The following is a 17653-nucleotide window of genomic DNA, read 5'->3' on the forward strand; positions in this document are numbered from 1 at the left end:
TTTAAACCAACTATTATGCTCAAAATATTGCAACTAACAGGTCTACTTTGCATACTTCTTTTCGGGGGAATTAAAATGAATCTTAATGCACAAACTGCTTCAGATTCTACAAAAGTAAAAACCCAAATTAAAGATGGGATTGAAATAGTAGGTCTGATTAAAAATGCTAAAACAGGTAAAGGAATTTCCGGTATTAATATTGCTATAAAAGATTTTTCTGCAGCAATTACTAAAGAAGATGGTAGCTTTTCTATTAAAGCACCTCATCTTAACGCACTATTAATAATAAGTGGGCAAGATTATCAAACTAAAGTTTTTCCATTAAATAATAGAACCAACGGTATTGAAATAGCTCTTTTTGAAGCTAGTTACTCTCCATTTTACCAAACTGCTAATTTACCAAGTAATGAACAATTACAATACACCAACTCTAAAGCAGCGCAAGTAGTAGATTTTGAAGAGAAACAATGGGGAATTCCTATAAACGAATCCATTGGAGGCTTTTTACAAGGTCGTATTACAGGACTTAATAGTGTTCGTAATTCAGGAGTTCCAGGCTCTGGTGCTTATTTAACATTAAGAGGTTTTAACTCGCTTTATGCTACCAACAAACCATTAATTATTTTGGATGGAATGATTTATGATGATGAAGATTATGGATCTGGTATAATACAAAACAATACTACATCACCACTATCTATGCTAGATGTGAAAGATATTGAAGATATTACTGTATTAAAAGATGGTTCATCACTTTATGGTACAAAAGGAGCAAATGGGGTAATTATTATTACAACTACGCGTCCTGTTGATTTAAGCACTAAAATTGATTTCACAATGTATGGTGGTGTTAACGGAGATCCACGCCCAATACCTGTTATGAAATCAGGAAATTATAGAACATACTTATCACAATTATTAGCAACCAGAGGTGATAGCCAACAACAAATAGCCAATAAACCATGGATGCTGGACAATACTGATAGTGGTTATTATTACCAATACCATAATGAAACAAATTGGCAAGAAAAAGTTTTTAATGCTAGCGAAAACCAAAGCTACTTCTTAAAAATTAGAGGTGGTGATAATATTGCAAAATATGGGATTTCTGTAGGATACCTTAATAGCGAAGGCATCACTGGAAATACTAATTTACAACGCTATAACACAAGATTAAATGCCGATTTACGTCTTACCGATAAACTTTCGGTTGATGCTAACCTATCATTTATTTATAATACAGAAAACCAACACGACCAAGGTTTAGCATATAAAACCAGCCCTATGTATTTGGCACTTACAAAGTCGCCTTTTGTTGCAGTAAATGCAATAAATGCAACTGGTGAAGTATCTCCAAACTTATCAGATGTAGATATTTTTAATGTAAGCAACCCTGTTGCAATTATTCAAAACAGTATAGGAATCAATAAAAATTATAGATTCTTTGGAAACTTAAATTTTCAATATGACATCAATAAAACTCTAAAAGCAAACCTTTTGGTTGGTCTAAATTTCAACAAGGAACGCGAGAATTTTTTTATACCTAACTTTGGTGTAGCCGATATAACTTTACCAACAGCCATAGCTAATAACCGTAGTGGTAGTGAAGTGCAACAATATTACTCACTTTATACACATGGGTCTTTAAATTACGCTAAAAGCATTGATTACAAACACAATTTTAATGTAAGTTTAGGTATGCGAACCCAATCAAACAAATCTGAAAGTGATTTGGGATTAGGTTTTAATTCTGCTACAGATGATTTCACAACTGTAGGCGCAGGAAGCAACCTTTTAAGAATTGTTGGCGGTGCTTTAGGTGAATGGAATTGGGTTAATAGCTATATAAACGCAGAATACAATTATTTAAATAAATATTTTATAACATTGAACACTTCTTACGACGGTTCAAGTCGTTTTGGTGATGAAGTTAAATTTTCAGCTTTGGGCTCAATATCTGGTGGATGGTTAATTTCTTCTGAAAATTTCATGAAAAACTCGAAAGCTTTTGACCTATTAAAACTTCGCGGTAGTTTTGGTGTAAGTGGTAATGATGATATAGGAAACTATACTGCACAACAACTATACGTTTCGCAAAACTTATTAGGTATTCAAGGTCTTGTAAGAGGTAATATTGGAAATCCAAAATTAAAATGGGAAAGTGTACAAAAATTAAATCTAGGTTTAGATTTCGCCTTATTTAACGAACGCTTAAATGGTACTTTCGATGTGTTTTCAAACAGAATTACAGATATGATAACCTACGAAACCCTAAACACAACAAGTGGCTTCGATTATATTGTATCGAATAGTGGTGCAATGAGAACGCAAGGTTTTGATTTGGGCTTAAATAGCAGATTGGTAAATACTTCAGATATTCAATTTGATTTAGGTGTAAACATATCAAAATACAAAAACGAAATATTAAGCATCCCAAACAATCGCATTATCACACAATTTGGTGGTGCTACTTATATAACTGATGAAGGACAAGACGCTAACCTATTTTACGGCTATCAAGCAAATGGCGTATATAGTACCACAGCACAAGCTCTTACAGAAGGTTTATCTCGAAGAATGTCAAACGGAAGTTTAGTTCCTTTTTCTGGGGGTGATGTTATTTTTCAAGACTTAAACGGTGATAAAGTTATTGATGAAAGTGATCGTAAAGTTATAGGAAATCCAAATCCAGACTTAACAGGAAGCATTAGCACAAACTTTACATACAAACGATTAAGTATTTCCGGATTATTCAACTTTTCTATAGGAAATGATATATATAACGGTGTTCGTCAAAACCTTGAAAAAATGAGCGGATATGAAAACCAAAGTATCGCTGTAAATAACCGTTGGATAGCTGAAGGACAACAAACTTCTATACCAAAAGCAACGTGGGGTGATCCTTTAGGAAATGCTTCTTTTTCTAGCCGATGGATAGAAGATGGCTCTTACCTAAGGCTTAAAACTCTTGTTATTTCCTATGATATCGATATCGATTCGAACTACCTCAAATACATGAAAGTTTACGTTTCTGGTAATAATCTATTCACCATTACAGACTACTTAGGTTTTGACCCAGAGTTTAGCGCATCTTCATCAATTTTTGGACAAGGTGTAGATTTAGGCTTAATGCCACAATTCATGACCGTTCAATTAGGACTACGTTTAGGATTATAATGATTAAAATTTTAGAGTTATAAAAATGAAAAAAATAATCGAAAATATTAAAAGACATTTTATATTAGGAGGCTTAGCTATTCTTTTAAGTTTAACTGCATGTCAAGACTATGTAGATGTTGATCCACAAGACAAATTAAACAGCAATCAAGTTTATCGTGATGTTTTTGATGCCGATGCAGCTATTGTTGGTATATATGGCAAATTAATGGGGTTGGCAGAAAAGTATGTTGTTCTAAACGAATTAAGAGCAGATTTAATTAGCCCTACATACAATGCTGGTTTAACACTTCAAGAGTTGAACGAACACTCGGTAAGTGTGAATAACCCTTATGCAAACCCAAAAGATTTTTACGAATTAATAAATAACTGCAATGACGTTCTTAAAAACTTCAAGGCAATGCGTGCAGATAATAGATTAGATGCCGATGAATTTAACGAACGTTACTCTGATATAGGTACTTTAAGAAGCTGGTTATATTTACAATTAGGTATGCATTATGGTAGTGTACCTTACATTACCGAACCAGTTGAAAATATTAATGACATTAAAAATCCAAACTATTATAACAAAATATCATTTCAACAATTACTTGATGAACTTATTCAATTTACTGAATCACTTCCGTATACAGATTTATATAATGTAAATAGCTCTCTTGTTATAAATGTTGATGGTTATAACACAGCTAAATTCTTTATAAATAAAGAATGTTTGTTAGGAGATTTACAACTTTGGAAAGGTAATTACTTAAAAGCTGCAAGCCATTACAAACTAGTAATGGAAACAGGAACAGGTAGTGGCAATGATTCTGAACGATATGACGTATATCGTGTTAAAGAAGCTGATATAGCAACCAACAATGACTTAGCAGTAGGTTACTTAAGATATAGAGAACAAGATGCTCTTTCATTAGTTAATAATAATACACAAGGGTGGCGCTCTATGTTTGCAAGACAAAAAGATGTATTATGGAATACAGAATGGATCTGGTCGTTACCTTTTGATAGTAATTTTGCGCCTAAAAATCCATTTATCGATCTTTTTTCAAACCAAGGAGGCAGCTACTTATTAAAACCATCTCAAAGTGCAATGGATTTATGGAAAACTCAAAAACAACGTAATGGTTTTCCTTATGATGCTCGTGGTCAAAAATTCTCTTATAGCTTGATTAATGGCGAAGAAGTTATTATGAAATACCTTTACCATTACCTAGATGCTACAAACCAAACTCCTATTGATGTTTTCCAAACAGATGGCGATTGGCATTTGTATCGTGCAGGTTTATTACATTTACGCTATGCAGAAGCCGCTAACAGAGATAATCAACATAAAATTGCAGATGCTATTTTAAACTTCGGAATACGAAGTGCTTATACCGTTGCAGGAGAAACTGATAAAACAAACATAGAGCAAACAAAACAACCATTTCCATATGATTTTGTTGCACGTATGGGTGATTTCCCACGTTATAGAGATGATTGGCATCGTAACGGCGGTATAAGAGGTCGTGCTTATGTAGAAAGAGCCGCGGTAGTTGGCGATAGTTTAATGTCTATTGAAGACAACTTAATTAAAGAAGCTGCATTAGAACTAGCCTTTGAAGGAAATAGATGGGGCGATTTAGTTCGAATAGCGCTACGCCGTAATGACCCTGCTTTTTTAGCAGATAGAATTTATCAAAAACTTTTAAAAGAAGGTAACCCAAAAGCTAGTGAAGTTCGTAGTAAACTAATGACACCTTCAAACTGGTATTTACCATTTGTTTGGAAAGACGAAGAATAAAATATTAAACAACTAATTAGATAATAGGTTTTTAAAATATAAAATTTTAGACATCAAGTCAATAATTTTATTTTCTAAAAACCTTATTGCTTTTGATACTCTAATTATATATAAACTAAATTAAACACGGTTCCTCGTTTATACTTCTGCTTTAAACTGCAATTAATTAATTTTATTAAAAACTAAACTATGCTAAATAAATACCTAACTTTTATAATATCTCTATTTGCAATAACTTCAGTTTTTTCTGCAGATTTTTATGTAGCTCCAAATGGAAATGATACAAACAGTGGTGCCATATCAAGCCCTTTAGAATCTATTAAAAGAGCGCAACAACTTGCTAGTAATGGAGACACTGTATATATAAGAGGTGGTTTGTACACCATGAGAGAAAATCAAATAGCTCAATACAATAGCATATGGGCATACGTAACAAAATTAGATAAAAGTGGTATTTCTTATTTAGCATACCAAAATGAAAAACCTGTTTTCGACTATCAAAATATAAAACCTGTAAATTATCGTATTACTGCATTCTATATTAATGGTAATAATATACACATTAAAGGCATAGAAATTATTGGTGTACAAGTAACCATTACTACACATACACAATCAGAATGTTTTGAAATACAAGGAAGCAATAATACACTAGAAAACATTGTTATGCACCATAATATGGCAATAGGAGTATATATTTTACGTGGTTCTAACAACCTAATCTTAAATTGTGATGCTTATGAAAACTGGGATTCAGTTTCAGAAGGTGGTGTTGGAGGAAATGTAGATGGGTTTGGTTGCCATGTAAGAAATGGCGATGTAGGGAATATATTTAGAGGTTGTCGTGCTTGGTTTAATAGTGATGATGGTTTTGATTTGATTAATTCAGGAGAACCAGTTTTAATCGATCATTGTTGGGCATTTTACAATGGGTATTCAACCGGTTTTGTTTCTCGTGGTGATGGTACTGGCTTTAAAGCTGGTGGTTATGGCAAAGGTGGTACCGCTTATACTGATGTAGTAAATAGATATGCTCCTATACCTATGAATACTATTCAGTTTTGTGTAGCAGTTAAAAATAGACTTCGAGGGTTTTATGCAAACCATCATTTAAATGGTAATAAGTGGTTTAACAATACTGCTTTTCAAAACCCAGTTAACTACACAATGCTTAATTGTAAAGCTTTAAATCCAACCGATTTTGCTACAGATGTTCCTGGTTGGGGACATATAATGGCAAATAACCTTGGTGCAGGAGCAACTTCACAAGAGTTAGCAGATATTGACAAACCTGAATGCTCCTTAAACAACAACTATTTTGATTTACCTGTTACCATTAATGCAAGTGATTTTATAAGTTTTGATCACACCTTATTGATGAGTCCAAGAAAAGCTGATGGTAGTCTTCCTGATACAGACTTTTTCAGATTAGCACCTGGAAGCGATTTAATTGATGCTGGCTATGATATTGGGTTTGCTTACTATGGTTCTGCGCCAGATTTAGGTTATTTAGAGTCATCGTCATTAAGTATTAAAAATCATAATACTTTGTTTAATGTTATTAATTATCCCAATCCATTCTCAACTAAAACTAATATTGTTTTTAATTTAACACAAGCTTCAAAAATAAAAGTTTCAGTATATAATTTAATGGGAGTTAAAGTACTTGAGCTTCCTGAGGAAACTTGTTATACAGGAAAAAATAATATAACTCTTAATAGAAATAAGTTGTCAACTGGTAATTATTTGGTGGTTTTAGAAAGCTCTAACAACCAAAAAACCAGTAAATTAATGACTGTAAAATAATGCAAACACGTGTTTAAAATGGGTATTAAATGCACTTAATTTACCCATTTTTCAAATGCAAATCAAAGTCAGGTTAATCGATTACAAAAAAAACATGCTATTTGAAGTTATAACAAATTAAAGTATATATCTTTGTAAAAAAGATTAAAAAATTTGTTATGAAAAAAAAGCTACTTATCTACACAGTTCTTCTTAAGTGTATATTTAGTTACAGTCAAACTACTGTAAATTCACCACAAGAACTTACCAGTGCGCTTTCAACTATCACTGCTGGAGGCACTATTTACATAAGTGATGCAACCAGTAGCACTTACACCTTTACTACAAGAATTAGTATTACCAAAAATGGAACTTCTGGAAATATAATATCCTTATTACCGCATCCTAATAACACTTCTAGAATACTATTGAATTTTTCTTCAATGGCAGAAAACTCAACCAATAGAGCTATTACGCTATCTGGTTCTTATTGGCACATTAAAGGTATTGACATTTTTGGTGCGGGAGACAACGGTATGTTTATTAGCGGAAGCAATAATCTAATAGAATTTTGCACATTTAGCGAATGTAAAGACTCTGGCTTACAAATAGGAAGTGGCGCAAGTAATAATACAATTTTAAATTGTGATTCTTACAATAATGCCGATTCTTTAGTTGAAAATGCCGATGGTTTTGCTTGTAAATTAGATGCAGGAACTGGAAATAAATTTATTGGTTGTCGTGCATGGCAAAATCTGGATGATGGTTGGGATGGTTATTTAAGACCAGCTAATAATATTACAACTACTTATGAGAATTGTTGGGCATTTAGAAACGGATATTTAAAAAATGGTACCATAGGTGGTGGCGATGGTAACGGTTTTAAAACTGGTGGTAGTGATGACAAACTACTAAAGCACAACGCTATTTACAAAAACTGTATTGCAGCTGGAAATGTTTTTGATGGTTTTGATCATAATAGCAACCGTGGCGATGTAACACTTTATAATTGTTCTGCTTACAGTAACGGAAGAAACATTAACTTTAGCAGTACCAACATAGCTAATTCACTTACCATTAAAAACACCATTTCTATCTCAGGAGTTTCTGGCGGCGATAGTTATTCTGCAACAACTACAAACATAACCAACAATAGTTGGCAAAATGGTCTTGTAGCTAATGCTTCAGATTTTGTTAGTTTAGATATAACTCTATTAAGTGCTCCAAGAAAAGCAGATGGTAGTTTACCAGATATAGATTTTATGAAACTTGTTCCTGGAAGTGATTTAATTGATAAAGGTGTTGATGTTGGTTTAGCATTTAATGGTACTGCTCCAGATTTGGGTTATTTAGAAACAGGAACATTAGGTTTGAAAAACTTTAATATTGTTGAAAATTTTTATAATTATCCTAACCCGTTTTCTGAAAAAACCACATTAGTTTTTCAAACAAATCAAGTTTCAAAATTACACCTTTCATTATACAATATTATGGGGGTAAAAATAATTGATATTGCTGAAAAAACGTATCCTGTTGGAAAAAACACAATTACAATAAATAGAAACAACTTAGCATCTGGCAATTATCTTTTAGTAATTAAAGGGTCTGACAATCAAAAAAGTAGTAAAATAATTACTGTTAAGTAATATTTCTTTTAAAACTTACCTATAGCAATACTAATCTAAATGAAACACTTGTTTTAGTGGTATTGCTATAGGTGAATTATCTTGATTAGTTTCCATAATATCTGCCATATACGCCCACCATTTTTTTACTATTGGATGATTAGGTAAATAAGATTCATCAAAATCTTTTGAAATTTTTTGAACTGCAAAAAGTATTAACGTTTCTTCATCTAAAAATATACTATAATCTTGTATTCCTGTTTCTGAAAGTAGATTTGATAATTCTGGCCAAATTTCATCATGACGCTTTTTATATTCAGCTTCGAAACCTGGTTTTAGTTTCATTTTAAAAGCATTTATTTTCATCTTTAAATAGTATTAGTAAAAACCGAAAAGTATTATTTGGTTTTAATTATTATGAAATGGTAACTATAATTTATGGTTTAGTATAAGTTCTATCAAGCCAAGTTTTAGGAAGATGAACAATACAAATATTCATAGACTTATTATCTTTAGATAGCATTGCCGATTGTATTTGAATTTTTGTTCCATCAGGACTAAATGATGGGTGTGGATGATCACTTGCTGTAACTTTATGTCCTGTTGTGAGCAGCATCATTTCTCTGGTATGTCTATCTATTAGGTAAACACTTCTAGAGAAGTCATCGCCAACAGCCCATCGCCCATCACTTGAACCGTTAACGTGCCACAAACCGCTTCCACTTGGTGTTTGTCCTGCAATAGTCATTTCTCTTGTTCGTAAATTAACAATAGCTAAACCTGTTGGTTTTTCACGAGTTCCTGATGGTCCCCAATTACTTTCTTGCCCCGGGTTTTCTGGATTTCTCACGCTGGTACTTTCTGTAACCTCCACAGGCTTTTCATTTAAAATATCTACTTTACGATGCCCCATAATTGCTATGGCTACTTCGTCTTTTGTTATAACGGCTTCGTGGGTTACCCATTCATAATCTGCCTCAGGATATAACGGACGTAAACCTGTGCCATCTGCCAATACTACCCAAGTACGCTGTGGTGATTTTCCGCCGGTTTCCCAACAAAAAACCAATTCACCAGATTTCCATGGATTGGTTTGTATATGACCTACTTGAAAAGGAACAGAAATTACATGTGTTGTTTCTCCTGTTTTAATATTCATTTTTGCAATTCCTGAAGGTCCTGCACCCATATTACGAGGTCCAAAATTTTCTTCAATTTTAACATTAAAGTCTAAATGTTTTGCCGCTGCTTCTTTTCCTGTTTTAAAATACACCCATTCTTCATCTGCATCGAGTGCTAAATCGCCGTTTGCTTTTATATTAGCTGGTGTTGTACCACATATTCTTTCGTAATTTGAAACTGATTTCATTTTACCTGCTTCACTATCAGCAAAAACCTTTGCTAGATTTACTTCAATTATTTGCAAAACATCATTCCCTGCATGCCTCATAAAATATAGCTTCATAGATTTTTGAGCAATATTTAGCATGCCACTATAACCACCTTCTGTAACTTGAATGATATCACCCGTAGCTTCATTCACTGCCATGGCTTCACCTTTTACCCTGTTTGACCTAAATATTAGCCATTTACCATCTGCCGTCCATTGCGGATGTGTTTGATAAATTTTAGAATCTCCCATAGGTTTACTTGTTAAGAAAACTAATTTTGTTCCAGTTATAGAATCTACTATGATTCTCTTTTCAGATGGAAATCGTCTACCTATTTGACTGTAAAGTGATAAACTAAACAAAAAAAGACTTCCAGAAACTAATATTATATACTTGTTAATTTTCATCTTACAGATTTTTATAGTGTTTAAATTAAGGAATAAGTTTAATAAATACTGGTTTATTTCTATTACAAACTATTTCTCCATCAACGTATTCCAATTCGGCAACTTGTATAGAACTTCGTCTGGTTTCATAATTATCTATATCTTTATTTGCGGGTGTTTTCCCTGGATGGGTAAAATAGAACACATAAGCTTTTTCACCTTGCACAATTACATCTGGATGTCCACCTTTAACCATGTCATCTTCACCTGTACCAGGTATTTCTAAAATGTTTTTATCTTGTCGTTTCCAGTTAACAAAATCTTCTGAAGTATATACACCTAGACCTTTCCATGCATCATTTACCATCCAGTTTTTGCCTTTCCATTTAAAAATTTTTGGCCCTTCTCCTCTATCTTTAATAACTTTTGTGCCACTATCTATCCAATTATACAAATCGGGACTATCAGCATAATAAATAGATTTTCCATCATTTTCGTTATTGTAATACATACGCCAAGTACCGTTTGGCAACAGAAAAACGGAGGCATCAATACAGCGATCTGAAGCTAGATTTAATTTTGAATGAAACTTCCAATCGGTTAAATTACTGCTAGTTAGATGAATAATATAGCGTGGATGGTACCAATCTTCAAAAATACCTGGAACAATGGTTAAGTACATATGATAAACACCTTTATACTCCATTACATCTGGTGCCCAATGCGTTACGTCTTTTATTTGATATTGAATATTGCATGTGTCTTTATACGTCCAATGTGCGCCATCTTTAGATTTTGCAATACCAATTCGTGTACCATGTACCCAAGCTACGCCACTTGCTGCATCATCTTTAGCACGTCTGTTGGTATAAAACATATACCAAGTTTTCTCCTTTTTATTCCAAATAATTGATGGATCGGCAGCACCATCAAAAATTGGATCTCGAAACAATGGTTTATCTGCAACATTTGTTTGAGTTTTATTGCTGTTTTGTGTTTTACATGATATGCAAACTAATATTAAAAGGATGTAAATGATTTTTAACTTCATTAAAATTTTGTTTTTTATTTTAAATCGACGTTAATTGTTTTATCGTCTTTATTAAATTGATTTTGCAATACTATTTTCAATTGAGATGCTATTACTGGATTTTGATTTATAACATCATTCTTTTCTTCAGGATCTAACTCAATATTATAAAGTTGATAGCTTGCTGGAGACTTATCTTTAAATCTATTTCGTATTAGTTTCCAAGGTTTTTGTATTAAACTTTCCTGAATATGACCTCGTACATAAATGTTGTGCGTTGTTTCTTTTTTAGAATCTTGTATGGATGTCCAAACATTAACACCTTCAACTTGTTTAGGTATTTCGCTTTTTATTAATTTTAAAATTGTTGGCATTACATCTGTAATACTTATGTAATTTGAATTAATTTGAGCATGTAATTTATTTTTCCAATAGACTATAGCTGGTACACGAATAGCACCTTCATAATTAGATGTTTTCCAATCTCGCAAAGGATAATTGCTGCCTAATACTGGATTTGGTTTAAATTTACCTCCATATTGATTTTCTGGATACCAGTTTTCCATGGCACCATTATCGCTTATAAAAATAACCATGGTATTTTCTTCTAAACCTTGTTTTTTTAAAGTTTCTAAAACCAATCCTATACTGCTATCCATGTGCGACATGGCTGCTGCAAAATCTCTTCTTGAACCGTTCTTAATGGTTTCAAGATAAGGTGCTTTCCATATATCTTCTTCTTGTAAAGGAAAGTGTGGTGCACTGTAAGCTAATTGAATATAGAAATTTTTTGAAACATCGCGCTTTTTTGTTATCCACTCAATGGTTTCTTTAGTAACTAAATCGGTTGTATGTCCTTCTTCTTCAATCATTTTATCATTTCTATACCAACTCGCATCGCCATTTTTATATTTGTGCGTGTATTGATCTATTTGACCATGAAGAAAACCGTACGAATAATCAAAACCAAAGGCATTTGGCCCGTTGGAAATATCCAATCCTAAATGCCACTTCCCAAATAAAGCAGTTTGATAGTTTTGTTTTTTTAATGCTTGGGGTAGTGTTACTATTGAATCTGGTAACGTTTTTGTGCTTTTATCACTTATAGGCGCTACAATACCTATTCTACTAGCTGGCATGCCTGTTAATAGTGAAACACGTGATGGCGAACAGGTTGGATTCGCATAAAACCTATTAAGTTGCACACCTTTATTTGCTAAAAAATCAATGTTGGGTGTGTTTATTTCAGAACCGTTATAACCTACATCATTCCAACCAGCATCATCGGCTATTATAACTAGAATGTTTATGCCTTTTGTTGCTACTTTAGGCGTTTTGTGTTTCTCAATTTTATTACAGGCGTTTAAACATCCTATTAAACAGATTAAAAAAGCATAATTAAATACACTTATAAAATAAATCTTTTTTAGAAACATAGTTGGTTTATTAACTCTTTATTTCAAAGATATTTTATTGCCTTTTTAATTGTATCCTGTACTATACTGTAAAATGTAATGAAAAAAGCACTTGAATAAGTTTACTCAAGTGCTTTTGATATTAAATAAATTCTTTACATTAATTATCGTACCCTGGATTTTGTTCATAAAGACCCGGTACAGCCAGCATTTCTTGTAATGGCATTGGATATAATAAAGAATTTTTATCGATAGTACCAATACTGTTAGAAGCATCTTCTGCAGTTTTCCATGCATTCATAATGGTTATTGCATTTCCTGATCTAATTAAATCAAACCATCTGGTACCTTCTCCAAAAAATTCGGTTCTTCTGTGTTCAAATAACTGATCCAAAGTTACATTACTTGCATCTCGAGCTAAGCCAGCTCGTTGTCTAACATCATTTACAATTGCATCAACATCGGCTTGTGAACCACCACCACCATGTAAGGTACACTCTGCCATTAACATTAAGACATCTGTATAGCGCATCACAATAAAATCAACACCCCAATCTTCTCTACCATTTCCATATCTTGATGCATCTATATACTTTCTCACTACAGGTCTATCTGTATAGGTTCCTAAATAAGTTCCTGAAGTAACAGTATAAGTATCAGCAATTCCAAAGATTCTTCTATTGTCAGTTAAACTTAATAGATTAAGTAGCGATTCTGAAATAGGCCTGTATTCTAATGACCCTTGTTGGGATAAATTTAATGATGCAAAATATGGCTCATAACCTAACTCCACCATAAAATTACCCCCAACTCCATTACCTGTATTTTGAGAATACGGAATAACCAAAACGTTTTCTTTGTTTGTATTTCCTTCTACTCTAAATATAGATTCATAACTTGAACCAAAGGCATATAATCCACTTGACTTAATATCGTTTAATTGTTGATATGCCTTATCCCATTCATTTAGTCCTAGCATTGCACCGTCGATTCCGTAGTTAGGACTTGAGCGTGTCATATAAACCAAAGCTAATAAACCTTTTGCTCCATATTTTGTTACTCTACCAAAATTAGCTGCATCGTATGAAGGTGCTAGATTGTTTACGGCAAATTGCAAATCTGAAAGAATTAAATCGTAAACCTCTGTTACTGCTGTTCTTTTTATTGAAGCTACTTCTTGAGGAGATAAAGTGTTTTTTATTAATGGCACTTTACCAAACCATCTTAACAAATCAAAATAACAAAATGCTCGAAGAAAACGGGCTTCTGCTTCCATATTTGTTCTGTCTGCTACGACTGGAATAACTTGTCCTCTCGCTTCTAATTGCTCTAATAACTGATTAGCTTTATAAATAGCATTATAATTACTAACATAAGCCTCTGTTACTAAAGAGTTTGAGCTTAGAGAAACAAAAAAATTATTAATACCTTCCCAATCTCTTGAAGCTTGTGTTGTTGCATAAAAATTGTCTGATCTAGTTTCGCTTAGGTTTAAAACTCTACTAGGATATCCATAGGTTCCTGTACCATGAAACGCTATGGAATAGGTAGCGTTTCTAGCTTGTATAAAATCATTCTGTGTAGAATAAAAATTCTCAGTAGTTCCTTCTGACAAAGGAACTTGATTAAGTTCGTCTTCACACGATACTAAAATAAGTAATGCAAAAATATTTGCTATTAAATAAATATACTTTTTCATGTTTCGTTTAATTAAAATTAATATTAAGTCCTACAACCAGTGACCTTGCTAATGGAGCTCCTCCATAATCTGCTGGCACAGGATATCTACTATCACTACTTCCCGATACATTATTAGCTTCAGGGTTAAATCCACCATCATATTTATCCCAATAAAACCAGTTTTCAAAACTTAAATATAATCTTGCATTATCTATTCTGCTTAATGATTTTAGGGATTTTGTTAAATCATAACCTAATGTTATATTTCTAACACTCAAGTAATCTGATTTATATAACCAATCTGTATTAGGCACATAACCAAAATTTGTTTTCCAATTTCCTCTAATAGCTGGATCTACATCTATTGTGTTTTCAACAGCTCCCATACCTGTACGATTTAATGCTCTACCTAAAAGGCCATACACATAACCTCCGTTTTGACCTTCAACTAAAATATTTAAATCAAAATCTTTATATTTGAAGGTGTTTGTTATACCCCATGTATACTTTGGTGTTGGATTTCCAACATCAACTCGGTCATCAGTTGTTATTTTACCATCTTTATTTTGATCCACATATCTTGGGTCTCCTAAAACTAAAGCTCTACCTCCCCAAGTAGTACCACCTGTATCAATATCTGCTTGTGTAACTACACCATCTTGAACAATCGTAAAAATAGTATACATAGGTTTGCCCACTTCTAGTTTGTAAAATGGCACACCACCACCCCAACTAGAGTTAATTTCAATTTTATCTTGATCTGGACCTAATGCTAAAACTTTATTTTCGTTATGGCTTATATTGGCTGATGTTTTCCATTGAAAATCTTTGGTACTAACATTTATCGAAGTTAACTCAAACTCCCAACCTTTATTTTCAACTTTTCCTACATTAGACAAATAACTCGTATAACCTGAAGATGCTAATGCTGGAACTTGTAATAACAAATCACTATTTACTTTTCTGTAATAATCAAAAACACCTGTTATTCTGTTTTTTAATATTCCAAAATCTAAACCAAAATCGGTAGTTTTAGATTCTTCCCAATGTAAATATGGATTTGGTATGCCAGAAACACCTTGCCCTAACCCAGTGGTACCACCTAAAGCATAATTGTAAGTTCCAAGGGTTGAAAATGCTGCATAATTACCAATGTTATTACTTCCATTAACACCAGAGCTTCCTCTAAGTTTTAACTCGCTTAACCAATTTACATCTTTCATAAAATCTTCTTCAGTAACACGCCATCCCAAAGAGATTGAAGGAAACGTTCCCCAACGTTGTTCAAATCCAAACTTTGATGAACCGTCTCGTCTGAGACTAGCAGAAAGTATGTACTTTTCTTTAAAGTTGTACTGAAGCCTTCCGAAGTATGAAATTTGAACATTTTTTTCAGAAGTTGTGTTACCCGTAGAACCGCTAGGCAATGTTTCAATTGTATAACTATTATATAGATTTCCTGATGACAACCCAGATCTAGTGATTTGATAAGCATTATATGATTGTCCTGCAAGTAAGGTGAAATTATGATTATCACGTATTGTAGTATTATATGTTAATGTGTTTTCATTAACTATATTTTGACGTCTGTAAGTATTATAATTTCCTCTTATACTAGTTAAATTATCACTAGGTCTATATACTTCTGTTGTATTGTCAGAGTTATCAAAGTTAATACTACTCTTAATATTTAAATCCTTAATAACGTTATAACTAATATATGCAGAGGTTAGGTTTCTAAACATTGAATTCTTACCCTTTCTATCCAAAAGAGGAAGCTGATTTGTAGTACTACTTCCCCAAGCGTATCGTGTTGTGTACTTTTCTCCATTTTCATTGGTAGCACTTTCAAAAACAGGTGTTGCACCTACTGTTCTATGCAAAATTTGGTCTTTACCCTCAACCCCAGGATCATTTTTTATAGAGTATGAAGGGGCTAAATTAATACCTATCTTTAGGTTTTCAGAAAAATTTATATCAACATTTGCTCTTGCTGAATATAAACTATAATCTGTACCAACAATATATCCTTTATTTTTTTGGTAATTACCCGAAACATAATAATTAACCATATCTGTAGCACCAGATGCTGATACTTGATAATTATTAAATTCTCCTCTCTTAAATATTAAATCTTGCCAATCTATATAATCCAATCCTGGATGCCCTGGAATATCCCATCTTGGGTCGTACATAAAACTTGTATTAAACTGATCTGGAGCAAGATCTGGATTTCTAGCTGCATTGTACGTAGCTCTACGCTCATCAACTGTTTGGCTAGCAGATGCACCAGGAATACCTGAAGCTTCCCACTGAGTATCAATCATTATTTTAGCTCTTTCTATCCATTCCTCAGCTGTTAACATATCCATACGTTTAACCTCCTTAGATACTCCTGAATAAGTATTAAATGTAAACTTAGGTTTTCCTGTTTTACCTTTTTTAGTTGTAATTAATACAACTCCGTTGGAAGCTCTTGAACCATAAATTGCTGCTGCAGCTGCATCCTTTAAAATTTCAACAGATGCAATATCATTAGGATTCATATTATCTAATGGGCTACCATTTCCAAAACCACCACTACTAGAAGTACCTTCAGTGTGTATTGGAAATCCATCAATAACATACAAAGGTTCATTTCCTGCAGAGATGGAACCTGTACCACGAATATTAATACTGAATGGTTCACCTGGCAATCCAGAAGTTTGTTTAACACGAACACCTGCAATCTGACCTATAAGACCTTGGTCTACTCTAGAAATTGGTCTTTCAACAAAATTTTCAGTTTTAATGGATGATACTGCTCCTGTTGTCATGGTTCTTTTTTGAGTACCATAACCTACAATAACAACTTCATCCAACTGTGCATTATCAGTTTCCAAAGAAACATTATAACTATTAGCTGAACCTACAAGCTTTTCTTGTGTTTTAAAACCCACATACGAAAAAACTAAGGTTTGTCCTACAGATGCAGTAATCGTGTAGTTCCCATCAAAGTCGGTACTAGCTCCTTTACTAGTTCCTTTTACAATAACGTTTACCCCTGGTAAAGGAAGTTTCGACAGATCGGTTACTGTACCTGAAATCTGTTTTTCTTGAGCGTAACCAGATGCATACAATATAGTAAACATTAGCATACTCATAAAAAAAGTTAATTTGTTTTTCATGTAATTTAGTTTAGTAATTATAAAACCAAATCTATCCAATACAAATTCTAAGTGTATCCTGTGCTTACCTGCTTAAAATAATATGTTAAATTTTTTACAAAAAAAATAAATGATGCAAGTGACTGATTTTCATGTATTTAAATGTTATGGAAAAAATTAAAAAAAAAATACTTAATGTTATCGATTAAATTTCGAGTGTTTAAATTACCAA

Annotated in this window: 10 protein-coding genes; 4 read left to right on the top strand and 6 right to left on the bottom strand. The window is 32.8% G+C overall.

Annotation, left to right across the window (positions count from 1 at the left end; all coding sequences use genetic code 11):
• Positions 1–15: 15 nt before the first annotated feature.
• The 4 genes from ACFQ1R_RS08515 (at position 16) to ACFQ1R_RS08530 (ending at position 8394) form a co-directional block, all read left to right on the top strand.
• Positions 16–3177: a SusC/RagA family TonB-linked outer membrane protein gene (locus tag ACFQ1R_RS08515; protein ID WP_379925732.1), complete on the top strand. Its 3162-nt coding sequence runs from the start codon at positions 16–18 to the stop codon at positions 3175–3177.
• A 25-nt stretch (positions 3178–3202) separates the two neighbouring features.
• Positions 3203–4963 (top strand): RagB/SusD family nutrient uptake outer membrane protein, encoded by a 1761-nt coding sequence (locus ACFQ1R_RS08520; RefSeq protein WP_379925733.1) that lies wholly within the window; start codon positions 3203–3205, stop codon positions 4961–4963.
• A gap of 189 nt (positions 4964–5152) precedes the next feature.
• A complete protein-coding gene (locus tag ACFQ1R_RS08525; protein ID WP_379925734.1) occupies positions 5153–6769 on the top strand; it encodes a right-handed parallel beta-helix repeat-containing protein in 1617 nt (538 codons plus the stop codon).
• A 158-nt stretch (positions 6770–6927) separates the two neighbouring features.
• Positions 6928–8394, top strand: coding sequence for a right-handed parallel beta-helix repeat-containing protein (locus ACFQ1R_RS08530; protein ID WP_379925735.1), 1467 nt, complete (start codon positions 6928–6930; stop codon positions 8392–8394).
• Positions 8395–8424: 30 nt separating this feature from the next.
• On the opposite strand, the gene rhaM is transcribed toward ACFQ1R_RS08530, so the two are convergent.
• The 6 genes from rhaM to ACFQ1R_RS08560 all read right to left on the bottom strand — a co-directional run bounded on the left by rhaM (position 8425) and on the right by ACFQ1R_RS08560 (position 17442).
• Entirely contained in the window at positions 8425–8718 is a 294-nt protein-coding gene (gene rhaM / locus ACFQ1R_RS08535; protein ID WP_379925736.1) for an L-rhamnose mutarotase, read from the bottom strand.
• Positions 8719–8809: 91 nt separating this feature from the next.
• Entirely contained in the window at positions 8810–10171 is a 1362-nt protein-coding gene (locus ACFQ1R_RS08540; RefSeq protein WP_379925737.1) for a hypothetical protein, read from the bottom strand.
• A gap of 25 nt (positions 10172–10196) precedes the next feature.
• Positions 10197–11201 (bottom strand): family 43 glycosylhydrolase, encoded by a 1005-nt coding sequence (locus ACFQ1R_RS08545; RefSeq protein ID WP_379925738.1) that lies wholly within the window; start codon positions 11199–11201, stop codon positions 10197–10199.
• Positions 11202–11215: 14 nt separating this feature from the next.
• On the bottom strand, positions 11216–12616 hold the full coding sequence (locus ACFQ1R_RS08550) for a sulfatase-like hydrolase/transferase (protein ID WP_379925739.1): 1401 nt from the start codon (positions 12614–12616) through the stop codon (positions 11216–11218).
• Between the two features lie 139 nt (positions 12617–12755).
• The gene (locus ACFQ1R_RS08555) at positions 12756–14294 is read right to left on the bottom strand and encodes a RagB/SusD family nutrient uptake outer membrane protein (protein WP_379925740.1); all 1539 of its coding nucleotides are present in this window, start codon (positions 14292–14294) and stop codon (positions 12756–12758) included.
• 7 nt (positions 14295–14301) lie between these two features.
• On the bottom strand, positions 14302–17442 hold the full coding sequence (locus ACFQ1R_RS08560; RefSeq protein ID WP_379925741.1) for a SusC/RagA family TonB-linked outer membrane protein: 3141 nt from the start codon (positions 17440–17442) through the stop codon (positions 14302–14304).
• Positions 17443–17653 lie beyond the last annotated feature (211 nt).

The organism is Mariniflexile jejuense, from assembly GCF_042675665.1.
Classification (GTDB): Bacteria; Bacteroidota; Bacteroidia; order Flavobacteriales; family Flavobacteriaceae; genus Mariniflexile; species Mariniflexile jejuense.